The following is a 22,319-nucleotide window of genomic DNA, read 5'->3' as shown; positions in this document are numbered from 1 at the left end:
GGTGCGACAAGCGTTTGTTGCGGTCTTGCGTGACTTACTGCGTTTGCTCGGGAACGGGCGGATCGAACGGGTAGATCCGGCGCCAGTCGGCCGCCATGTCCACCACGGTCCAGCCACGGGATTTCGCTTCGTCGAGGGCCTTGTCCAGCCGGCCGATGTCGGACTGGCGGTCATAGGCCCATTCGCGTTTGGCGTCGGTGTGGTGCACCAGGCCCATGAGGCGCTTGCCGGGGGCGGCGGCGGTCCACTGCAGCATCTGCAGGTCGCCGTCGGAGTTGCCGAACGCCAGGATCGGCCGGCGGCCGATGACGGCCTCGATGCTCACCGGCTTGCCCGGCCCGTCGTCGTTGTGCGCCAGTTTCGGCGTGCGCAGGATCGAGGCCTGGCCGTCCTTGTATTCGAAGGCGGTCACGAACGTGGTGCCGATGACCTGCTCCGGCGGGACGCCGTACACCTGCTCGGCGAACGCGCGCATGAAGCCGGTTTCGCCGCCGGACACGATGTAGGTCTTGAAGTCCTGGCTGCGCAGGTAGTCGAGCATCTCCAGCATCGGCTGGAAGATCATTTCGGTGTAGGGCTTGCCGGTCTTCGGGTGGCGGGCCTGGCTCAGCCAGGTCCTGGCGTTGTCGTCGAAGGCCGCGGTGGTCATGCCGGTGTGGGTGGCGGCGAAGATCTTCAGCAGGCCGTCCATGCCCGACGCGGCCAGAGCCTTGTGGTCGTTCTCCAATACGGCCTTGAACGGTTGGGTGGTCTTCCATTCCGGGTGCTGCGCCGCAGTGCGTTTGACCTCGTCGAAGGCGAACAGCAGTTCGAAATACACCGGCTGCTCGCTCCACAACGTGCCGTCGTTGTCGAACACGGCGATGCGTTCGGCGGGTTTGACGAAGTCCTTGCCGGACCTGTCCGTCACCGCTTGCACGAACTCGATGACGCTTCGCTTCGCCGGTCCGTCGTTCCACGAAGGCAAGGGTTCGCTGGCGTGCGCCAACAGGGGGAGCATCAGACCGAACAACAGGCCCAGACCGAATCGCTGGCGGTGCGGCAACGGAGCATTCATGGGAAATCCTTCTCGTGAACGGGATTGAGCGGGCGTAGGGCCGGCACCGGTTCGGACCGCAGGTTGCCGGTCTGACTATGCAGGGTAGTCAAGGATCGGCGCAGTCGGTCCAGGGCCGGATCTACGGCAGGTTCGCGGCCGTAGCAGCCGCGCAGCACCGCTTGCAGGCCGGGGCTGGCGCTGGCCAGTTTCAGTCCGCCACGGCTGCGGCGCAGCCACAGGTACAGAGCACTCAGTTGCGCCGGCCGGCCTTCGAGCTGCGGCTGGACTTGCCGCCAGGCGCAGTCGGGCGATTGCCGCCAGGCGGCCTGTCGGGCCTGCTTGCGGGCCTGCCAGGCACGCTGTGCGCGGATCAGCGCAGGGCGGCCGAGCAGCGCCAGGCCGATCAGGGCGCCGACCGCCGCCAGCCAGCCAAGCCAGCGCGTGGGGACATGCATGCGGTTTTCCTCCAGCCGCTGCAGGTCCTCGGTGATCGAGAACACCGGTCGATAGGCGCTGTCGGCGGTGGCTTCGAAGGTCACCGCCGGCACCTGTGCCGTGCGGATCTGCCGGGCGCGGGTGTCCCACCACTTCACCTCGACGGCGGGCAGGGTGTAGGCCCCGGCCCGATCGATGCGGTAGCTGACGCTGTCGATCCGCTGGCCGCCGAGCAGACGGCCGCGACCGTCGTCCAGGTTGCTCACCTGCGGGGTCTGCGGATACCGGCTCAGTCCGGCGACGTCGCCCAATTCGGGCGGCGGCAGGGTCATGGCCAGGGCGTCGTCGGCCTGCAGGGTCAGTTGCCGGGTGAGGCTGTCGCCGACCTTGAGCGGGGCGTCCGGTTTGGCGACGCTCTGGCTCAGGCGCAGCGCCGAGGCCACCAGCGGCGTTTCGCCGGGCGGGAACCCCGGTGGCGGCGTCGCCGCGAAATGCAGGGGCTGGCTGTGGCCGCTCATTTCGGCCGTGGCCTGGCCGGGGGTGACACGTACGGTCAGTGCGGGGATATCGAAGCCGCGTGCGGCGGTCGGGGTGATCCGATACGTGAATCGCATCCCGCTGAAGGCTTGGCCGTCCACGGTCTGGTTCAGGTGCTCGGCCTGGCCGTCCGGCGGCAGCACCCGGGCGCCGTCGAGCTTGAGGTCGGGCAGGACGGGGGCGCCGGTGAACCAGGTATCGGTGAGCACGTCCAGCTGCAGCTCCACCAGCCCGCCGACCATGGCGCCTTCGGCGGGCTGCACGCGGGCCTGGACCTTGAGCTGCGGGACGGCGAACGCATTGAGGCAGAACAGGGCGAGCGCGAGCAGGGTGCAGAGCCTGGCGGCGAATGGGCGGGCCTCATCGCGGGCAAGCCCGCTCCCACAGGAGGGCGCATTGCGAACGGCGGACGCCGGTGCTGTCTTCACGGGCGCCATCGCCAGCAGGCTGGCTCCCACAGGGTGAGCGGCGGCCCCTGTGGGAGCGTGCTTGCCCGCGAAAGCCGCGACGCGGTTCATGGCCGGGCCTCCGCCTGGTCCTGCAGGCTGAACTTCTGCCTGAGGAACTTCGCCGGCGAGGTGGTGAGGTTCTGCAGCCACAGCGCATCGGACGCGGCCTGTTGGGTGGTGACGGGGTTGCTCTGGCCCTTGCCCGGTGTCTTGTCGAATTTCACCTCGTCGGGTGGGGTTTGCGGCGCGTTCTGCTCGGCGCTTTCGGTGTCCTTCTGCAAGGCGATGGCCAGGGCCAGGTTGGCGCTGGCCTCGGGGAACTGCGGTTGCCGTTTCAAGGCTTGGGTGTAGGCGGCGATGGCCTGGTCGAACTTGAAGCGGCGCACATGGATGTTACCCAGGTAGAAATACGCTTGGGGCGTGTCCAGGCGCGCGAAGGTCGTCAGCGCCAGGTCGTAGTCGGCGGCGTCGTAGGCCGCGATGCCTTTCCAGTAAGGGTCGGTGAACAGCGCGGCGGCCTGGGCAGAGTGCCCGTGCTCGAAGGCCCAGCGCCCCTGCTGGTCACGGGTGAAGAACGCATCGGTCAAGCCGTTGGCCTGCGCCGGGGCCGAAGGCCAGCCGGCAGCGGCCGCCAGCACCGCCACGGGCATCCAGTTCACGCTCCAGCCCTTGCGCACGTTGACCAGCGCGAGCAGCAGCAAGGGCCAGCACAGCCAGTAACCGGCGTCCTTCCAGTGCAGTTCGCGCTGTTCGGCGCTGGCGCTGCGAAAGTGCTGGCGGGCGTGCAGTTCGATCCAGTCCAGGTCGTCATCGTCCGGCGTCAGGCTGCCCAAGGGACCGTCCACGGCGGAGGCCAATCGCTTGAGCGCGTCTTGATCGAACCGGCCCAGCACCGGGCGGCCGTCGGCATCGGTTCGGGGGTGGCCGTCGGCGTTGCGCACGACCCCGCCGTCGGCGTTGCCGACCGCCAGCACGAGCACTTGCAGGGCACCGTCCCGCAACGCCTTGCCGAGGCCGTCGAGCCGGGCGGTGTCGGCGCCGTCGGTGACGAGCAGCAGGCTGCCGGGGGATTTCTCCGCGCTGAGCAGGCGTTTGGCTTGGTCGATCACGGCCGCGACGTCCTTGCCCGGTTTGTCGATCAGCCCGGTGCCGAGGGCCTGGATGAAGGTGTCGAGCAATGCCGGGTCATCGGTCGGCGGCAGCACCAGATGGGCGCTGCCGGCATAGGCGATCAGGGCGGTGCGGGCCCCGGCGCGGCGCTGGATCAGGTCATGCAGCTTGTGCTTGGCGGCTTCGAGCCGCGTGGGCGGCACGTCGCCGGCGTCCATCGACGGGGACAGGTCCACCGCCACGATCAACGGGGCGCGGTTTTCGAGAAAGTCCGGACGGTCCTGTTCCCAGGTCGGCCCTGCCGCCGCCACGCCACCGAGGACCGATAGAGCACACAGCAGGTGCACCGGCCGCCACCGCTGAGGGTCGGCCGGGGTCACCAACAGGTGCGCAAGCAGGTGCTCGGCGATGTCGCCGCGCAGTTGCCGCTGCAGATCCCGGCAGCGTCGCCAGAGCAGGGGCAGGCACGCGCCGGCCACCGTCAACGCCAGCCACCACGGCCGCAGGAAATGGAAGTCGCCCGGACTGAACTCCATCTCACGCCTCCTGCCGCTGGCGCATCAGCGCCAACCGCGGGCGCAGCGATGCGCCGAGGTGATACAGGGCCAACAGGCCGAGCGCCGCGCCCAGCGGCCAGTGGAACAGCGCCCGTTTCGGTTGGTGGCTGAGGGTTTTGACTTGATGCGGGGTCAGCCGGTCCAGGGTGCTGTAGACCTGATCCAGCGCGGTGCGGTCCTCGGCGCGGAAGAACCGGCCGCCGGTGGTCCTGGCGATCTGTTCCAGGCTTTGCAGGTTGACCTTGGCCTCGCCGGACGCGTCGGGGTCGCCGATGCCGATGGTGTGGATCACCACACCTTTGTCCGCCGCCATCTCAGCGGCATGGTCCGGTGTGATCGCGCTGCTGGTGTCGTTGCCGTCGGTGAGCAGGATCAGCACCTTTTCCTGTTCATGGGCCTGCTCCAGCAGTTTCAGGCTCAGGCCGATGGCGTCGCCGATGGCGGTGTTGGGGCCGGCCATGCCGATGCCGGTGTCGTCCAGCAGCAGGGACAGGCTGGCGTGGTCGAGGGTCAGCGGGGCCTGCGGGTAGGCGCCGCTGCCGAACACGATCAGGCCCAGGCGGTCGTCCTTGCGCTTGTCGATGAAGCCGCGCACCACCGCCTTGACCGCCGCCAGGCGATTGGTTTTCTTGCCGTCGGGGTCGGTGAAGTCTTCGGTCTCCATCGACTGCGAGAGGTCGATGGCCAGCATCAGGTCGCGCACCGGCTGCTGGCGTTCGATGGGTTTTTCCACGTACACCGGGCGGGCGGCGGCGAGCAGGAGCAATCCCCACACCACGGCATTGAGTGCCAGTTGCGCGCGATTGCGGCGGCTGCCGGCGGTGTCGGGCGTCTGGCCGACGGCGCGGCTCAGGGCGCCGAAGAAAGGCACGCGCACCGCGCTGCGGGCTTCCCGGTAGGCCGGGAGCCAGCGGTAGGCGAACCACGGCAGCGGCAGCGCCAGCAGCAGCCAGGGGTAGTCAAGCTGCCACATGATGGCGCTCCACCCAGGCTTGGCAGAGATCGAACAGCGTTTGCCGCTGCGCCTCGGGGAGGGTTTGCAGCACGGCGTCCGGGGCGTAGGCGAGCTGGCCCAGGCGGTGGCTGAAGTCGCAGGGCAGCGGATCGGCGCAGTGCCGCTCCAGGAAACGCTGCCATTCCTTGTCGCCCAGCGCTGCGGGCCCCTGTGGGAGCGGGTCGGTTTTGCGGGCGGGCGCGGGCATGGAGAGGGCGACGCGCTTGAGCAGTTCCGGCAGTTCGCGCAAGGCGCTGAGGTCATCGCTGCGGCTGCGCAGTTGCGCCAGGCGCAGCAGCGCTTCACGCCGGTAGCGATCCCGGCGCCATTGCCGGTAACGCCGCCAACCGATCAGGGCGGCAGCCGCCAGCAGCGCCGCCAGCAACACCCACCAGCCCCAGGTCTGCGGCGCATAGCTGACCGGCGCGGGCAGGCTCAGCTCCTTGAGCTGGCCGATGTCCGGCACCTTCGGATTCATGGCCGCGGTCCGTAGGTCTTGCCGAGTTCGCCGCGCAGTTGCGCAGGCGCCTCCTCGGCGGTGCTGAACATCATCAGCGGCACCTGGCTGCGCCGCAGCAGGTCGGCCACGTCCCTGAGCCGGCCGCTGAAGAAACTCTCCAGCGGCTGACGGACGTGACGTTGTCCGATGGCCAGTTCCACTTGCAGGCGGCCCTGGGTCACCAGCAGCCGACCGTTGTTCGGCAACTTCAGCGCCAACGGGTCGTAGACCTGCAAGGCGATCACGTCATTGTGCGCCGCCAGTTGCCGCAGCCGTTGCAGGGTGCGGTCACCGGCCCCGGCGAAGTCGCTGACGATGCAGATCAGGTGGTCGTGGCCGGCCAGCGCCAGGCAGCGCTGCAAGGCCTTGTCCAACTGGTCTTCGTCCTCGGCGTCCGGGTTGCCGGCAGCGAGGGCGTTGTTCTGCTCGACCATGCGGCTGCACAGCGCCTGCACGCGTTTGCGGCTGCGCAACGGCGCCACCGTGTCGATGCGGCTGTCGTTGAACACCAGTCCGCCGACCCGGTCGCCTGCGTGAAACACCATCCAGGCCGCCAACGCGCCGAGTTCGGCGGCGAGGGCGGACTTGAAGCTGCGGCGGGAGCCGAAGAACATCGACATGCGCTGGTCGACCACGATCAGCGCCGGGCGGTCACGCTCTTCGGTGAAGGTGCGCACCACCGGCTTGCCGCTGCGCAAGGAGGCGCGCCAATCCAGGTGGCGAAGGTCGTCGCCGGGCTGGTAACGGCGCAGCTCATCGAAGTTCAGGCCGCGTCCGCGCAGGCGCGAGGCGTGGTTGCCGGCCAGGATGCTGCCGCGGGGCTGGCGCGTCAGGAAGCTCAGGTCACGGGCCCTGAACTCCAGCGCCATCAGTTGCGCCAGCGACACATAGACCTGCCCGTCGCTGCTGTTCATAGGTCACCTCAGGCGGGGATCGCCACGCTGTCGAGGATGCGGTCGAGCACCTGATCGGCACTGACGCCGTCGGCCACCGCGTCGTAACTCAGTTGCAGGCGGTGGCGCAGCACCGGGTGCAGCACGGCGCGCACATTGTCCGGCGACACGAAGTCCTGGCCCTGCAGCCATGCATCGGCCCGGGCGCAGCGGTCCAGGCCGATGCCGCCCCGGGGGCTGGCGCCGATGGCGATCCAGCGGCCGAGGTCTTCGTCGTAGTCGGCGGGGTGGCGGGTGGCGTTGATCAGATCGATCAGGTAGCGGTCGATGGCCGGTGAGACATGCACCGCACTGACTTCCCGGCGGGCGGCGAAAATCACCTCCTGGGCCAGGCTGAAGCCCTTGGCCGGCGAGGCGTTCGCGCCTTGGGCGAACTCTTCGGCGCGCAGCAGGCGCAGCACCTGGCTTTCGTTCTCGGCGCTGGGGTAGTCGAGCAGCACCTTCATCAGGAACCGGTCCATCTGCGCTTCCGGCAGCGGGTAGGTGCCTTCCTGCTCGATGGGGTTCTGGGTGGCCACCACGATGAACAGTTCCGGCAATGCATGGCTGTTGCCGGCCACGGTGATCTGCCGCTCCTCCATGGCTTCGAGCAGGGCGGCCTGCACTTTGGCCGGAGCCCGGTTGATTTCGTCGGCGAGGATCAGGTTGCCGAACAGCGGGCCCGGCTGGAAGCGGATCTCGTTGCGGCCCTCGACCTGGTGCAGGACTTCGGCGCCGGTGATGTCCGAGGGCAAAAGGTCCGGGGTGAACTGAATGCGGCTCATCTTCGCGTCCAGGTGCCGGGACAGTGCCTTGACCGTGCGGGTCTTGGCCAGGCCCGGCAGGCTTTCCAGCAGCAGGTGACCGTTGGCCAGCAGGCCGAGCAGGATCTGCCGGATCACCCGGTCCTGGCCGAGCACCGCTTCGGCCATGCTCGCCTGCAGCGCGTTGAGGTCATTCAGTGCAGTCATGAAGCGTTTCCTTATCTCAAGGCATCGAACAAAAGCCTGCGCCGCCCGGCGGGACTAGAAGAACGCCAGGGTCAGATTGACCGCGACGCCGTTGCCCTCCGGACGGTTTTTGGTGTCGAATTCCGGCACCCAGCGGGCATTGACGCTGGCCTGGGCGTCGGCGAACTTGCCGCTCCAGCCGACCACCGGGCCGGCGCCCACGGAGCGCCCGCGAAAGCCGTTTAGCGAGTCGGCCGTGTCGCCCTTGTCGTCGCTGGTCTGTTGCACGTAACCGGCCGCCAGCCCGGCGCTCCAGCCGTTGCCGAAACCGTGCGTCCACATGGCGTCGAGGGTGAAGAGGTTGCCGTTGCGGTAATCGGTGGCGTCGTTGCGGGTGTAGAACTCCAGGCCGCTGGAGACGGTGAACTCGCCGCCCTTGCCGTCAAGGTGGGTGAAGGCCACGGTGGGCATGAAGGTGTAGGTGTTCTGCCCGGCGTTGGCGAGCCGGTCTTTGTCGTAGGCCCCGGTGGGCACGTAGACCGGCAGTGAGAAGGCAATATGGTTGACCTCGTCGAAGTGGTAGCCGGCGGCGATCGGCGTCACCAGCGCATCGGCGAACTGAGTGGCGGTATCGCCCGTGCCGAGGGTGCGGCCGCGCGGGCCGGTGACGCTGGCGCCGACGTCGGTGTACTGCACCGGCACGCCGATGGCCGAGGCATAGTTCCAGCGGCCCTTGCCGGTGTCCCAGACATGGGTGAAGTTGGCCAGGGTATAGGAGACTTTCATGTCGATCCCGGCGCTGACCGCGCCGGAGATCGGCGCACCGCGGCTGCCCTTGATGTCGCCGTCGTACCAGATGCTGGTCAGCGACATGACCCAGCCGGGCGCGGGCGGCACCACCCCGGCATTGGAGAACACTTGCTGGCCGGTGATGGGACGGCCGACGCCGCCCTCTGCCGCCAACACCATCGCCGGGCTGAACATGCACAGCGCCACAAGCGGATGCACGACGCAGGGTCTGGCCATGGACGGCTCCGCTCAGGGGTGTGGACGGGTTGGGGATGGCGCGGTGCTTTGCGCCGTGGCGAGGGGTGGGGCGGCCTGCTGGCCGGCAGTGAGGTCACGGGCGCCGACGCCGCAACTGACGAACGCGAGCATCAGGCCGTAGCCGGCGAATTTGAGGGCCAGCGCGGGCCGGCCGCACGGTGCGGACGCTGACGAAGGCGTCGACGGCAAGGCGGACATCTCCACTTTCTTCGACATGGTTCCCGACTCCCTGGTGGCGTACTGGAAGGCACGGAATTCCTGGGTGCAGCGATGTGAACCTTTTCCATTCACGCCGGTGGACAGTGTCAGTTGACGCTAGCAGCAAATGGGCGGTTATCCAGTCTCAGGGATTAATTCTTTGGGAGGGGCGCGAGGGGCTAGGGCAGGGGACGGCGCCCCCGCCCTGAAGGTGTCAGTGCTTTTTCGCCTGGTCGCGGATGCGCTCTTCCTGCTCGCGCAATTCGGGGGTGAACTCGGCGCCGAAGTCCTCTGCGCTGAACACTTGGCGGATCTCGATTTCGGCGTCGGTGCCCGGCATCGGGTTGGGGCAGCGCTTGACCCATTCGATGGCTTCGTCCCGGGATTTCACCTCCCAGATCCAGTAGCCGGCGATCAGTTCCTTGGTTTCGGCGAAGGGGCCGTCGATCACGCTGCGCTTCTCGCCCGAGAAACGCACGCGGGCGCCCTTGCTGCTGGGGTGCAGGCCGTCGGCCGAGACCAGGATGCCGGCCTTGGCCAGTGCCTCGTTGTAGTTGCCCATGGCGGTCAGCAGTTCTTCGCTGGGCATGACGCCGGCTTCCGAATCCTGACTGGCCTTGACGATGATCATGAATCGCATGGTGTGAATCTCCGGTGGGTGTGGGACATTTGCCACCTAGTCGAACGCCGTGGGCCTGAATCGACAGGGTCGCTAAATAAAAGATGCTGGCCTGCGTTTTGACAAATGCCGCCCCCTCAAGGAACCCCTCGCCATGCCCGTCCTGGAACTCACGACCCTGATCCCCGGCCGCACCCCGTCGCAGGTGCTGGACTTCTGCCTGGAGGGCGCCAACTTCCCGAAGATCTTTCCCGAACGCATCACGCCGCTGGACGACATCGACCTGGACGACCTGCGGATCGAGGCCGGACGCCAGTTCCGCTTTCGCCACTGGATGTTCAACCTGATCCCGTCGGACTGGACGGTGACCATCCGCGAGACCGGCGACAGCCACTTCGTCGATGAAATGCTCAAGGGACCGCTGCGCGCCTTCCGGCACGAGCACCGGGTGGCGCAGGACGAGGGCGGTACGCTGTACACCGACCGGGTGACCTACAAGGCGATCGGCGGCGCGTTCAGCGAGCGGTTGCTGGTCAACGGCTACATGCGGCGGATCTTCGAGGCGCGGCACCGCAACATGCTGCGGTTGCTGGGCTAGCCCTGGGGGAGCGGGCCTGCTCGCGATGGCGCCGGATCGGTCACTGCGACGGTGGCGGTCGGTCACCGCGAGCAGGCTCGCTCCTACAGATGAATGGGCAGTTGTATCCAGTTTTGTGCGCCGGAGCATGACAATTTCAGTCGGGGCATAGGTCGCCGGACCATTTCGTGGTTAACTTCGGCCTCTTGCATGCTGTCCAACAAATTATTCAAAAACGTTCAGAAGGATTTCGCCCATGGCTCAAGTCACCCTCAAAGGCAACCCGGTTCAAGTCAACGGCGAGCTGCCGCAAGCCGGTTCCAAGGCCCCGGCCTTTACCCTGGTAAGCAAAGATCTGGCTGACGTCACCCTGGCCAGCTACGCCGGCAAGCGCAAGGTGCTGAACATCTTCCCGAGCGTCGACACCCCGACTTGCGCCACTTCCGTGCGCACCTTCAACAAGAAGGCCAACGAAGTGGCCAACACCGTGGTGCTGTGCATCTCGGCCGACCTGCCGTTCGCCCAGGCCCGCTTCTGCGGCGCCGAAGGCCTGGAAAACGTGCAGAACCTGTCGACCCTGCGCGGCGCCGAGTTCATCCAGAACTACGGCGTGGCCATCGCCGAAGGCCCGCTCAAGGGCCTGACCGCCCGCGCCGTGGTGGTGCTGGACGAGAACGACACCGTCCTGCACAGCGAACTGGTCAAGGAAATCGCCGAAGAGCCGAACTACGACGCCGCTCTGAACGCCCTGAAGTAAGCGCTTTTACAATTGTTAACGGCCTGGCCCTGTCCAGGCCGTTTTCATTTGTGTATCAGTCTCTTGGCTCACACCTTGAAACGTAAGTTGAAGGTAAATTGCCGGTAAAGCCGCTTTGCTTAATCCCCGCCAGTGCTTATCGTTCAGCCTCCCGTAATAGAAGCCCACGCGCCCAATGGTCAATCACTCCATGCAATCGTCCCCCCGTCATTCCCGTCGCTGGCTGCTCAGCCTGCTTGTGTTGGTGGCCGTCGCCGGCCTGAGCTGGAAATTCTGGCCCGCCGGCACCACCCACAAGGAGGGCGGCGAGAAGGCCCAGGCCGGTCACACCGGCCGTTCGGGGATGATGCGTCCGGGGTTCGGCGGTGGTTCGGGGCCGGTGCCGGTGCGTGTCGCGCCGGTGGTCAAGGGCGACTTCCCGCTGTACTACAAGGCGCTCGGCACGGTGACCGCGCTCAACACCATCAACGTGCGCAGCCGGGTCGGCGGCGAGGTGGTGAAGATCTGGTTCGAAGAGGGGCAGATGGTCAAGGCCGGTGACCTGCTGGCGGAAATCGACCCGCGCCCGTACCAGAACGCCTTGCTCCAGGCCGAAGGCACCTTGCTGCAGAACCAGGCGCAACTGAAGAACGCCCAGGTCGATGTCGAGCGCTACCGCGGCCTGTACAAGGAAGACAGCATCGCCAAGCAGACCCTGGACACCGCCGAAGCGCTGGTCGGCCAGTACCTGGGCACCGTGAAGACCAACCAGGCGGCGGTCAACGACGCCAAGCTCAATCTCGAATTCACCAAGATCCGCGCGCCGATCGCCGGCCGCGTCGGCCTGCGTCAGCTCGACGTCGGCAACCTGGTGGCGGCCAACGACACCACGGCCCTGGCGGTGATCACCCAGACCCAACCGATCAGCGTCGCCTTCACCTTGCCGGAAAACAGCCTCGACACCGTGCTCGCCCGCTACCGCAGCGGCGCCAAGCTGCCGGCCGAGGCCTGGGACCGCGGCGACACCCGCCTGCAGGCCACCGGCGTGCTGCAGAGCCTGGACAACCAGATCGACGTGGCCACCGGCACCCTGAAGTTCAAGGCGCGCTACGACAACCGCGACCAGTCGCTGTTCCCCAACCAGTTCGTCAACGTCCACCTGCTGGCCGACACCCTCAAGGGCGTGCTGCTGGCTCCGTCGGCGGCGATTCAGTTCGGCACCAACGGCACCTTCGTCTATGCGATGGACGGCGACAAGAAGGTCACCCTGCGTCAGTTGAAGATCGGCGCCAGCGACGGCGACAACACCGTGGTCACCGAAGGCCTGGCGCCCGGCGACCGCGTCGTGCTGGAAGGCACCGACCGCCTGAAGGAAGGCAGCGAGGTGGAAGTGGTCAACGACAGCCAGGACGTGCCGGCCACCCCGACCGGCCACCTGCAGGGCAAGTCCGCGTCCAGCGCCCCTGAAGCGGCCGCCGGCGACAAGGCCAAGAAAGGCGCATGAACATCTCACGGCTGTTCATCCTCCGCCCGGTCGCCACCACCCTCAGCATGCTGGCCATCGTCCTGGCCGGCCTGATCGCCTACCGCCTGCTGCCGGTGTCGGCCTTGCCCCAGGTCGATTACCCGACCATCCGGGTCATGACCCTGTACCCCGGCGCAAGCCCCGACGTGATGACCAGCGCGGTGACCGCGCCGCTGGAGCGCCAGTTCGGGCAGATGCCGGGCCTGACGCAGATGGCCTCCACCAGTTCCGGCGGCGCCTCGGTGCTGACCCTGCGCTTCAGCCTCGACATCAACATGGACGTCGCCGAACAGCAGGTGCAGGCCGCGATCAACGCCGCCACCAACCTGTTGCCCAGCGACCTGCCGGCGCCGCCGGTGTACAACAAGGTCAACCCGGCGGACACCCCGGTGCTGACCCTGGCCATCACTTCCAAGACCATGCTGCTGCCCAAGCTCAACGACCTGGTCGATACGCGCATGGCGCAGAAGATCGCCCAGATCAGCGGCGTCGGCATGGTCAGCATCGCCGGCGGCCAGCGCCAGGCGGTGCGGATCAAGGTCAACCCCGAGGCGCTGGCGGCCAACAGCCTGAACCTGTCGGACGTGCGCACCCTGATCGGCGCCTCCAACGTCAACCAGCCCAAGGGCAACTTCGACGGCCCGACCCGGGTGTCGATGCTCGACGCCAACGACCAGCTCAAGTCCCCCGAGGACTACGCCAACCTGATCCTGGCCTACAAGAACGGCGCGCCGCTGCGGCTCAAGGACGTCGCGCAGATCGTCGACGGCGCCGAGAACGAACGCCTGGCCGCCTGGGCCAACCAGAACCAGGCCGTGCTGCTGAACATCCAGCGCCAGCCGGGCGCCAACGTGATCGAGGTGGTCGACCGGATCAAGGCGCTGCTGCCGAGCATCACCGACAACCTGCCGGCGGGCCTTGAAGTCACCGTGCTCACCGACCGCACCCAGACCATCCGCGCCTCGGTCACCGACGTGCAGCACGAACTGCTGATCGCCATCGCCCTGGTGGTGATGGTGACGTTCCTGTTCCTGCGCCGGGCCAGCGCCACGGTGATCCCGTCGGTGGCCGTGCCGCTGTCGCTGATCGGCACCTTCGGCGTGATGTACCTGGCCGGGTTCTCGGTGAACAACCTGACCCTGATGGCCCTGACCATCGCCACCGGTTTCGTGGTGGACGACGCGATCGTGATGCTGGAGAACATCGCGCGGTTCATCGAGGAGGGCGACAGCCCGATGCAGGCGGCGCTCAAGGGCGCCAAGCAGATTGGCTTCACCCTGGTTTCCCTGACCCTGTCGCTGATCGCCGTGCTGATTCCGCTGCTGTTCATGGCCGATGTGGTGGGGCGGCTGTTCCGCGAGTTCGCCATCACCCTGGCCGTGGCCATCCTGATTTCCCTCGTGGTGTCGCTGACCCTGACGCCGATGATGTGCGCCCGCCTGCTCAAGCGCGAACCGGAGGCCCACGAGCAGGGCCGCTTCTACCGGGCCAGCGGCGAGTTCATCGACTGGATGATCGCGGTGTACGGCCGGATGCTGCAGTGGGTGCTCCGGCACCAGCCGCTGACGCTGCTGGTGGCCATCGGCACGCTGGGGCTGACCGTGTTCCTGTACCTGGCGGTGCCCAAGGGATTCTTCCCGGTGCAGGACACCGGGGTGATCCAGGGCATTTCCGAGGCGCCGCAGTCGATTTCCTTCGCCGCCATGGGCGAGCGCCAGCAGGCGCTGGCCAAGGTGATCCTCGAGGATCCGGCGGTGGAAAGCCTGTCGTCCTACATCGGGGTCGACGGCGACAACGCCACGCTCAACAGCGGCCGTCTGCTGATCAACCTCAAGCCGCACCGCGAGCGCGACCTGAGCGCCGCCGACGTGATCGCCCGGCTGCAGCCGCAGGTGGACAAACTGGTGGGCATCCGCCTGTTCATGCAGCCGGTGCAGGACCTGACCATCGAAGACCGCGTCAGCCGCACCCAGTACCAGTTCAGCATGTCGTCGCCGGACGCCGACCTGCTGAGCCTGTGGAGCAAGCGCCTGGTCGACGCCCTGGCCCAACGCCCGGAACTGACCGACGTCGCCAGCGACCTGCAGGACAAGGGCCTGCAGGTGTACCTGGTGATCGACCGCGACGCGGCCTCGCGCCTGGGCGTGTCGGTGTCGAACATCACCGACGCGCTGTACGACGCCTTCGGCCAGCGGCAGATCTCCACCATCTACACCCAGGCCAGCCAGTACCGGGTGGTGCTCCAGGCCCAGGCCGGAGAGAAGATCGGCCCGCAGGCGCTGGACCAGATCCACGTCAAGACCACCGACGGCGCCCAGGTGCGCCTGTCGAGCCTGGCCCGTGTCGAGGAGCGCCAGGCGCAACTGGCGATCACCCACATCGGCCAGTTCCCGGCGGTGATGATGTCGTTCAACCTGGCGCCGGGCGTGGCGCTGGGGCAGGCCGTGGAGGTCATCGAGCAGGTGCAGAAGGACATCGGCATGCCGCTGGGCGTGCAGACCCGCTTCCAGGGCGCGGCCGAGGCGTTCCAGGCCTCGTTGTCGAGCACCTTGCTGCTGATCCTGGCGGCCGTGGTGACCATGTACATCGTGCTGGGCGTGCTGTACGAGAGCTACATCCACCCGGTCACGATCCTCTCGACCCTGCCGTCGGCGGCGGTCGGCGCCTTGCTGGCGCTGCTGATCAGCGGCAACGACCTGGGCATGATCGCGATCATCGGCATCATCCTGCTGATCGGCATCGTCAAGAAGAACGCGATCATGATGATCGACTTCGCCCTCGACGCCGAACGCCATCAGGGCATGGCGCCCGAGCAGGCGATCTACCAGGCGGCGCTGCTGCGCTTCCGGCCGATCCTGATGACCACCCTGGCCGCGCTGTTCGGTGCGGTGCCGCTGATGCTGGCCACCGGCTCCGGCGCGGAGCTGCGCCAGCCGCTGGGGCTGGTGATGGTCGGCGGCCTGCTGGCCAGCCAGGTGCTGACGCTGTTCACCACGCCGGTGATCTACCTGTACTTCGACCGGTTGGGGCGCCGCTTCGGCAAGTCCGCGCGCGAAGAAGAGGTGGCGGTGTGAGCCTGTCCAGCCGCAAACCGAGCGGGCTCGCCCGCGAAGGCGCCGTGACGCTCGGCACCGGCGCCGGGAGCGCAGGCCGATGAACCTGTCCGGCCCATTCATCAAACGCCCCGTGGCGACCATGCTCCTGAGCCTGGCGATCATGCTGCTGGGCGGCGTGAGCTTCGGCCTGCTGCCGGTGTCGCCGCTGCCGCAGATGGACTTCCCGGTGATCGTGGTGCAGGCCAGCCTGCCCGGCGCGAGCCCCGAGGTCATGGCCTCGACGGTGGCCACGCCGCTGGAGCGCTCGTTCGGCGCCATCGCCGGCGTCAACACCATGAGCAGCCGCTCCAGCCAGGGCTCGACCCGGGTCATCCTGCAATTCGACCTCGACCGCGACATCAACGGCGCGGCGCGGGAAGTGCAGGCGGCGATCAACGCTTCGCGCAACCTGTTGCCGAGCGGCATGCGCAGCATGCCGACCTACAAGAAGGTCAATCCTTCCCAGGCGCCGATCATGGTGCTGTCGCTGACCTCCGACGTGCTGGAGAAAGGCCAGCTCTACGACCTGGCCTCGACCATCCTGTCCCAGAGCCTGTCCCAGGTGCAGGGCGTGGGCGAGGTGCAGATCGGCGGCAGCTCGCTGCCGGCGGTGCGCATCGAGCTCGAACCCCAGGCCCTGAACCAGTACGGCGTGTCCCTGGACGATGTGCGCAAGACCATCGACGGGGCCAACGTGCGCCGTCCCAAGGGCTCGGTCGAGGACAGCCAGCGCCTGTGGCAGATCCAGGCCAACGATCAGTTGGAGAAGGCCAAGGACTACGAGTCGCTGATCATCCATTACGCCGACGGCGCGGCCCTGCGCCTCAAGGACGTGGCCAAGGTCAGCGACGGCGTCGAGGACCGCTACAACAGCGGCTTCTTCAACGATGACGCGGCGGTGCTGCTGGTGATCAACCGCCAGGCCGGGGCCAACATCATCGAGACGGTCAACGAGATCAAGGCCCAGCTGCCGGCGTTGCAGGCGGTGCTGCCGGCCAGCGTCAAGCTGAACCTGGCGATGGACCGGTCGCCGGTGATCAAGGCCACCTTGCACGAGGCCGAGATGACCCTGCTGATCGCCGTGGCGCTGGTGATCCTGGTGGTGTTCCTGTTCCTGGGCAACTTCCGCGCCTCGCTGATCCCGACCCTGGCGGTGCCGGTGTCGCTGGTGGGCACCTTCGCGGTGATGTACCTGTACGGCTTCTCGCTGAACAACCTGTCGCTGATGGCGCTGATCCTCGCCACCGGGCTGGTGGTGGACGACGCCATCGTGGTGCTGGAGAACATCTCCCGGCACATCGACGAGGGCGTCAAGCCGATGCGGGCGGCGTACCTGGGCGCGAAGGAAGTCGGCTTCACCCTGCTGTCGATGAACGTGTCCCTGGTGGCGGTGTTCCTGTCGATCCTGTTCATGGGCGGGATCATCGAGAGCCTGTTCCGTGAATTCTCCATCACGCTGGCGGCCGCCATCGTGGTGTCCCTCGTGGTGTCCCTGACCCTGACGCCGATGCTCTGCGCCCGCTGGCTCAAGCCGCACACGCCGGGGCAGGAGAACCGCCTGCAGCGCTGGAGCCGGCGCACCAACGACTGGATGGTCGGCAAGTACGCCACCAGCCTCGACTGGGTGCTGCGCCACCGGCGCCTGACGCTGTTGAGCCTGTTCGTCACCGTCGGCGTCAATGTCGCGCTGTACGTGGTGGTGCCCAAGACGTTCATGCCGCAGCAGGACACCGGCCAGCTGATCGGTTTCGTGCGCGGTGACGACGGCCTGTCGTTCAGCGTGATGCAGCCCAAGATGGAGATCTTCCGCCGGGCGGTGCTCAAGGACGAGGCGGTGGAGAGCGTCGCCGGGTTCATCGGCGGCAACAACGGCACCAACAACGCCTTCATGCTGGTGCGCCTCAAGCCGGTCAAGGAGCGCAACCTGTCGGCGCAGAAGGTCATCGAGCGCCTGCGCAAGGAAATGCCCAAGGTGCCTGGCGCGCAACTGATGCTGATGGCCGACCAGGACCTGCAGTTCGGCGGCGGCCGCGAGCAGACCACCTCGCAGTATTCCTACATCCTGCAGAGCGGCGACCTCGGCGCGCTGCGCGAGTGGTATCCGAAGGTGGTCACGGCGCTCCGGGCGCTGCCGGAGCTGACCGCCATCGACGCCCGCGAAGGGCGCGGGGCGCAGCAGGTGACGCTGATCGTCGACCGCGACCAGGCCAAGCGCCTGGGCATCGACATGGACATGGTCACCGCCGTGCTCAACAACGCCTACAGCCAGCGGCAGATCTCCACGATCTACGACAGCCTCAACCAGTACCGGGTGGTGATGGAGGTCAATCCGAAATACGCCCAGGATCCGGTCACCCTCAATCAGGTGCAGGTCATTACCGCCGACGGCGCGCGGGTGCCGCTGTCGACCATCGCCCACTACGAAAGCAGCCTGGAGGACGACCGGGTCAGCCATGAGGGCCAGTTCGCCTCCGAGGACATCTCCTTCGACATGGCCGAAGGCGTGACGGTGGAGCAGGGCAGCGCCGCCATCGAGCGGGCCATCGCCAGGCTCGGCCTGCCGGAAGACGTGATCGCGAAAATGGCCGGCACCGCCGATGCGTTCGCCGCGACCCAGAAGAGCCAGCCGTTCATGATCCTCGGCGCGCTGCTGGCGGTGTACCTGGTGCTGGGCGTGCTGTACGAAAGCTACATCCACCCGTTGACCATCCTGTCGACGCTGCCTTCGGCCGGGGTCGGCGCGCTGCTGTCGATCTATGCGCTGGGCGGCGAGTTCAGCCTGATTTCGCTGCTGGGGCTGTTCCTGCTGATCGGCGTGGTGAAGAAGAACGCGATCCTGATGATCGACCTGGCGCTGCAGCTGGAACGCCATGACGGCCTGTCGCCGCTGGAATCGATCCGCAGCGCCTGCCTGCAACGGCTGCGGCCGATCCTGATGACCACGCTGGCGGCGATCCTCGGTGCCTTGCCGCTGCTGCTGAGCCGGGCCGAAGGCGCCGAAATGCGTCAGCCGCTGGGCCTGACCATCATCGGCGGGCTGGTCTTCAGCCAGGTGCTGACCCTCTACACCACCCCGGTGGTCTACCTCTATCTCGACAAGCTGCGCCACCGCTTCAACCAATGGCGTGGCGTGCGCACCGATGCCGCTCTGGAAACTCCGCTATGACTGACCGTTCGCTTATCCAACTGGCCACCGTCCGCGGCTCGCGTCTGCTGAGCCTGTCGCTGTGCGTGGCGATGCTCAGCGCCTGCGCCGTCGGCCCGGACTACCAGCGCCCGCAGACCGCCGACATCGCCCAGTACAAGGAAGCCGAGGGCTGGCGTCAGGCCAGCCCCAGCGACTCGCTGGCCCGCGGCGCCTGGTGGGAGCTGTACGGCGACCGCCAGCTCAACGAACTGATCGAGAAGCTCAACAGCGCCAACCAGACCGTCGCCCAGTCCGAGGCCCAGTACCGTCAGGCCCAGGCCTTGGTGCGCGACGCACGGGGCGCGTTCTACCCGAGCATCGACCTCAGCGCCGGCAAGACCCGCTCAAGCCAAGGCACCGGCAGCAGCAGTTCGAGCCTTAGCAGCTCGTCCAGCGGCATCCGCGACACCTACAACACGCAGTTGGGCGTCAGTTGGGAGGCCGACATCTGGGGCAAGCTGCGCCGCGGGCTGGAGGCCGACGAGGCCAGCGCCCAGGCCAGCTTTGCGGACCTGGCGGCGATGCGCCTGAGCCAGCAGTCGGAACTGGTGCAGAACTACCTGCAACTGCGGGTGATCGACCAGCAGAAGCGCCTGCTGGAGTCCACGGTGGCGGCCTACGAGCGCTCGCTCAAGATGACCATGAACCAGTACAACGCCGGCGTGTCCGGGCGTGACGCGGTGGCCCAGGCCCAGACGCAGCTGAAGACCACTCAGGCCGATCTGGTGGACCTGATCTGGCAACGGGCGCAGTTCGAGAACGCCATCGCGGTGCTGACCGGCCAGCCGCCGGCGCAGTTCAAGCTGGCCGAAACCCAGGACATCCCGAAGCTGCCGCAGATTCCGTTGAGCCTGCCGTCCCAGCTGCTGGAGCGGCGACCGGACATCGCCTCGGCCGAACGCTCGGTGATCGCCGCCAACGCCAACATCGGCGTGGCCAAGGCCGCCTACTACCCGGACCTGACCTTGAGCCTGAGCGGCGGCTACAGCAGCAGTACGTCGAGGGACCTGATCAGCCTGCCGAACCGCTTCTGGTCGGTGGGGCCCAAGCTCAACCTGCCGCTGTTCGACGGCGGCCGCCGCTCGGCGGAGGTCGACCGCACCGAAGCGGTGTACGACCAGACCGTGGCCAAGTACCGGCAGACGGTGCTGGACGCCTTCCGCGAGGTGGAGAACTACCTGGTGCAGCTCAAGGTGTACGAGAACGAGGCGGGCGTGCGCCAGGAAGCCCTCGATGCGGCGCGGGACTCCCTGCGCCTGACCGAGAACCAGTACAAGGCCGGCCTCATCGCCTACATCGATGTGGTGGTGGTGCAGGCCACGGCGCTGAGCAACGAGCGCAGTGTGCTCAATGTGCTGCAGAGCCGCCTGATCGCCAGTGTGCAGTTGATTGCGGCGCTTGGGGGCGGTTGGGACGGCCAGTTGGAGATGAGCGACAGCCGCTGAGGGCGCTTGTCGGATCGCTGCAGCGTTCCGTTCGAGCGCGCAGCGTTCACAGACTTTTGGGGGCTGCTGCGCAGCCCAGCGGGAGCAAGCTCCTTCGCCACAGCGGCAGCTCCTCAAGTGTCGTTCCAGAGCGTTCGCGCTCATCAAACAAGCGTTTCATCGGGTTGATGGCCAATTGATTACTTTGTCAGTGCGTTCTTCTGCGCAATCAGTACAATCGGCGCATTTGCCCCGAGCCGAAAAGGACTGACTGCGGCGGGCTGGCCACGAGAATTCCCATGCTCATCGGTAGCTATTCCTTCACCCTGGTTTTCATTTCGCTGTGTGTGGCGATCCTTGCGTCCTACACCGCCCTCGACCTCACCGGGCGCATCGCCACCGCGAAGGGGCGGGCCGTGCACCTGTGGACCGCAGGCGGCGCGTTCGCCATGGGTATCGGCGTGTGGTCGATGCATTTCATCGGCATGCTTGCCTTCAAGCTGCCGATCAGCCTGGGCTATGACATTGCGATCACCGCGCTGTCGCTGCTGATCGCGGTGCTGTCCAGCGGCTTTGCCCTGTGGCTGGTCAGCCAGCCGAAGCTTCCGGCCTGGCAGTTGGGGGTCGGTGCCCTGGTCATGGGGGCCGGCATCAGCGCCATGCACTACACCGGCATGGCGGCCATGCGCATGACGCCGGGCATCGACTACGACCCGACGCTGTTCGGCGCCTCCCTGCTGATCGCCGTCGGCGCATCGGCGGCGGCGCTGTGGATCGCCTTCCGCCTGCGTCAGCATTCGCCCTATGTGCGGCTGTTCCGCGCCGGGGCGGCGATCATCATGGGCATCGCGATCGTCGGCATGCATTACACCGGCATGGCGGCGGCGCGGTTTCCCGAGGGCAGCTTCTGCGGCGCCGCGCTCGACGGCCTGAACGGCAACGGCCTGGACAACCTGGTGCTGATCACCACGCTCGCGGTGTTGGCCATTGCCTTGCTGACCTCGATTCTTGACGCCCGCCTTGAGGCGCGCACCGCCGACCTGGCCCATTCGCTGACCGTGGCCAACCGTGAACTCACCCAACTGGCCCTGCACGACACCCTGACCGGCCTGCCCAACCGCATGCTGCTGGACGACCGGATCAACCAGGCCATGAAAAAGGTGCAGGAGCAGGGCGCCTGCTTCGCCCTGATGTTCATTGACCTGGACGGCTTCAAACCGGTCAACGATGCCTTCGGCCACCACATGGGCGACCAGTTGCTGCGCGAAGTGGCGGCGCGCCTGCGCCAGGACCTGCGCAGCATGGACACCCTGGCGCGGATCGGCGGCGACGAGTTCGTCCTGCTGGTGCGCCTGAACGAACCCGACGATGCCCTGGGCCTGGCGGCCCGTCAGGTGGGACTGATCGCGCAGTCGTTCCGGGTGGCCGACCACGAACTGCAGATCTCCGCCAGCGTCGGCATCGCCCTGTACCCCGGCAACGGCCAGAGCGCCCAGGAACTGCTGATGAACGCCGACGCGGCGATGTATCACGCCAAGGGCGGCGGCAAGAACGGCTACAGCTTCTTTGACGCGTCCATGAACAGCAACGCCCGCAAGCAATTGCAACTGTTGCAGGACTTGCGCGCGGCGCTGGAGCACAACCAGTTCAGCCTGCACTACCAGCCCAAGTTCGATGCCGCCGACGGCCGTCCGGTCGGCGCCGAGGCGCTGCTGCGCTGGCAGCACCCGACCGACGGCATGCTGATGCCGGACAAGTTCATCGACCTGGCCGAGAAGACCGGCCTGATCATCCCGATCGGCGAATGGGTGCTCAACGAAGCCTGCCGGCAGATGCGCGAATGGTATGTGCTGGGCTACACCGACTGGCGGATCGCCGTGAACCTGTCGGCGTTGCAGTTCTGTCACGCGGGCCTGGTGCAGAGCGTGGCCAAGGCCCTGGCCACCCACCATCTGCCGGCCAACAGCCTGACCCTGGAGATCACCGAGACCACCGCCATGAGCGATGCCGACGCGAGCATGACGGTGTTGCAGGAACTGTCGGACATGGGCGTCGACCTGTCCATCGACGACTTCGGCACCGGCTATTCGAGCCTGATGTACCTCAAGCGCCTGCCGGCCAACGAGCTGAAGATCGACCGCGGCTTCGTGCGCGACCTGGAGCACGACAGCGACGACGCGGCCATCGTCTCGGCGATTGTCGCGCTGGGCCAGGCGCTGGGGCTGCGGATCGTCGCCGAAGGGGTCGAGACCGGTGTGCAGCAGGATTTCCTGACCCAGTTGGGCTGCGATTCGCTGCAGGGCTACCTGCTGGGGCACCCGATGCCGGCGGAGCACTTCCTGCAAGGCGTGCGTCAGCGCAGCGAGCGTCTGGCGGCGGGCTGACCCGGTTCCCGTGTCGCCGTCCCGC

Annotated in this window: 17 protein-coding genes; 7 read left to right on the top strand and 10 right to left on the bottom strand. The window is 67.1% G+C overall.

Translation table 11 applies throughout. From position 1 onward, the window contains the following. Positions 1–34: 34 nt before the first annotated feature. The 10 genes from ACIP0B_RS05045 to ACIP0B_RS05000 all read right to left on the bottom strand — a co-directional run bounded on the left by ACIP0B_RS05045 (position 35) and on the right by ACIP0B_RS05000 (position 9,387). Positions 35–1,057, bottom strand: a complete 1,023-nt coding sequence (locus ACIP0B_RS05045) for an HAD family hydrolase (RefSeq protein ID WP_400830251.1) — start codon at positions 1,055–1,057, stop codon at positions 35–37. Continuing rightward, positions 1,054–2,529, bottom strand: coding sequence for a hypothetical protein (locus ACIP0B_RS05040; protein ID WP_400830249.1), 1,476 nt, complete (start codon positions 2,527–2,529; stop codon positions 1,054–1,056). Before ACIP0B_RS05040 ends, ACIP0B_RS05045 begins: the two co-directional genes overlap by 4 nt. Further along, a complete protein-coding gene (locus ACIP0B_RS05035) occupies positions 2,526–4,106 on the bottom strand; it encodes a VWA domain-containing protein (RefSeq protein WP_400830248.1) in 1,581 nt (526 codons plus the stop codon). Before ACIP0B_RS05035 ends, ACIP0B_RS05040 begins: the two co-directional genes overlap by 4 nt. Position 4,107: 1 nt before the next feature. Further along, complete coding sequence (locus ACIP0B_RS05030) at positions 4,108–5,100, bottom strand: vWA domain-containing protein (protein ID WP_400830247.1); 993 nt, start codon at positions 5,098–5,100, stop codon at positions 4,108–4,110. Beyond that, positions 5,087–5,599: a DUF4381 domain-containing protein gene (locus ACIP0B_RS05025; protein WP_400830245.1), complete on the bottom strand. Its 513-nt coding sequence runs from the start codon at positions 5,597–5,599 to the stop codon at positions 5,087–5,089. Before ACIP0B_RS05025 ends, ACIP0B_RS05030 begins: the two co-directional genes overlap by 14 nt. Further along, on the bottom strand, positions 5,596–6,534 hold the full coding sequence (locus ACIP0B_RS05020; RefSeq protein WP_400830244.1) for a DUF58 domain-containing protein: 939 nt from the start codon (positions 6,532–6,534) through the stop codon (positions 5,596–5,598). Before ACIP0B_RS05020 ends, ACIP0B_RS05025 begins: the two co-directional genes overlap by 4 nt. Positions 6,535–6,542: 8 nt before the next feature. Next, complete coding sequence (locus tag ACIP0B_RS05015; RefSeq protein WP_400830242.1) at positions 6,543–7,523, bottom strand: AAA family ATPase; 981 nt, start codon at positions 7,521–7,523, stop codon at positions 6,543–6,545. Between the two features lie 54 nt (positions 7,524–7,577). Continuing rightward, complete coding sequence (locus ACIP0B_RS05010; RefSeq protein WP_400830241.1) at positions 7,578–8,528, bottom strand: transporter; 951 nt, start codon at positions 8,526–8,528, stop codon at positions 7,578–7,580. A gap of 12 nt (positions 8,529–8,540) precedes the next feature. Further along, positions 8,541–8,765: a hypothetical protein gene (locus ACIP0B_RS05005; protein ID WP_400830240.1), complete on the bottom strand. Its 225-nt coding sequence runs from the start codon at positions 8,763–8,765 to the stop codon at positions 8,541–8,543. A 196-nt stretch (positions 8,766–8,961) separates the two neighbouring features. Next, on the bottom strand, positions 8,962–9,387 hold the full coding sequence (locus tag ACIP0B_RS05000) for a YciI family protein (protein ID WP_400830238.1): 426 nt from the start codon (positions 9,385–9,387) through the stop codon (positions 8,962–8,964). A gap of 133 nt (positions 9,388–9,520) precedes the next feature. Between ACIP0B_RS05000 and ACIP0B_RS04995 the strand changes: the two genes are divergently transcribed. The 7 genes from ACIP0B_RS04995 to ACIP0B_RS04965 all read left to right on the top strand — a co-directional run bounded on the left by ACIP0B_RS04995 (position 9,521) and on the right by ACIP0B_RS04965 (position 22,294). Continuing rightward, a complete protein-coding gene (locus ACIP0B_RS04995; protein WP_400830237.1) occupies positions 9,521–9,964 on the top strand; it encodes a polyketide cyclase in 444 nt (147 codons plus the stop codon). Positions 9,965–10,199: 235 nt separating this feature from the next. Next, on the top strand, positions 10,200–10,700 hold the full coding sequence (gene tpx, locus ACIP0B_RS04990) for a thiol peroxidase (protein ID WP_400830235.1): 501 nt from the start codon (positions 10,200–10,202) through the stop codon (positions 10,698–10,700). 175 nt (positions 10,701–10,875) lie between these two features. Beyond that, positions 10,876–12,183 carry an MdtA/MuxA family multidrug efflux RND transporter periplasmic adaptor subunit gene (locus ACIP0B_RS04985; protein ID WP_400830234.1) on the top strand — a complete coding sequence of 436 codons (1,308 nt, stop codon included), beginning with the start codon at positions 10,876–10,878 and terminating at the stop codon, positions 12,181–12,183. Next, on the top strand, positions 12,180–15,278 hold the full coding sequence (locus tag ACIP0B_RS04980) for an MdtB/MuxB family multidrug efflux RND transporter permease subunit (protein WP_400830233.1): 3,099 nt from the start codon (positions 12,180–12,182) through the stop codon (positions 15,276–15,278). The genes ACIP0B_RS04985 and ACIP0B_RS04980 overlap by 4 nt, the downstream gene beginning before the upstream one ends. 79 nt (positions 15,279–15,357) lie before the next feature. After that, entirely contained in the window at positions 15,358–18,465 is a 3,108-nt protein-coding gene (locus tag ACIP0B_RS04975) for an efflux RND transporter permease subunit (protein WP_400830232.1), read from the top strand. Next, entirely contained in the window at positions 18,462–19,931 is a 1,470-nt protein-coding gene (locus tag ACIP0B_RS04970) for an efflux transporter outer membrane subunit (protein ID WP_400830230.1), read from the top strand. Before ACIP0B_RS04975 ends, ACIP0B_RS04970 begins: the two co-directional genes overlap by 4 nt. Before the next feature lie 278 nt (positions 19,932–20,209). Next, entirely contained in the window at positions 20,210–22,294 is a 2,085-nt protein-coding gene (locus ACIP0B_RS04965; protein ID WP_400830229.1) for a putative bifunctional diguanylate cyclase/phosphodiesterase, read from the top strand. Positions 22,295–22,319 lie beyond the last annotated feature (25 nt).

This window comes from Pseudomonas sp. NPDC089534 (assembly GCF_044749305.1).
Lineage (GTDB): Bacteria > Pseudomonadota > Gammaproteobacteria > Pseudomonadales > Pseudomonadaceae > Aquipseudomonas > Aquipseudomonas ekonensis.
This window is presented reverse-complemented; position numbering and strand designations above follow the sequence as displayed.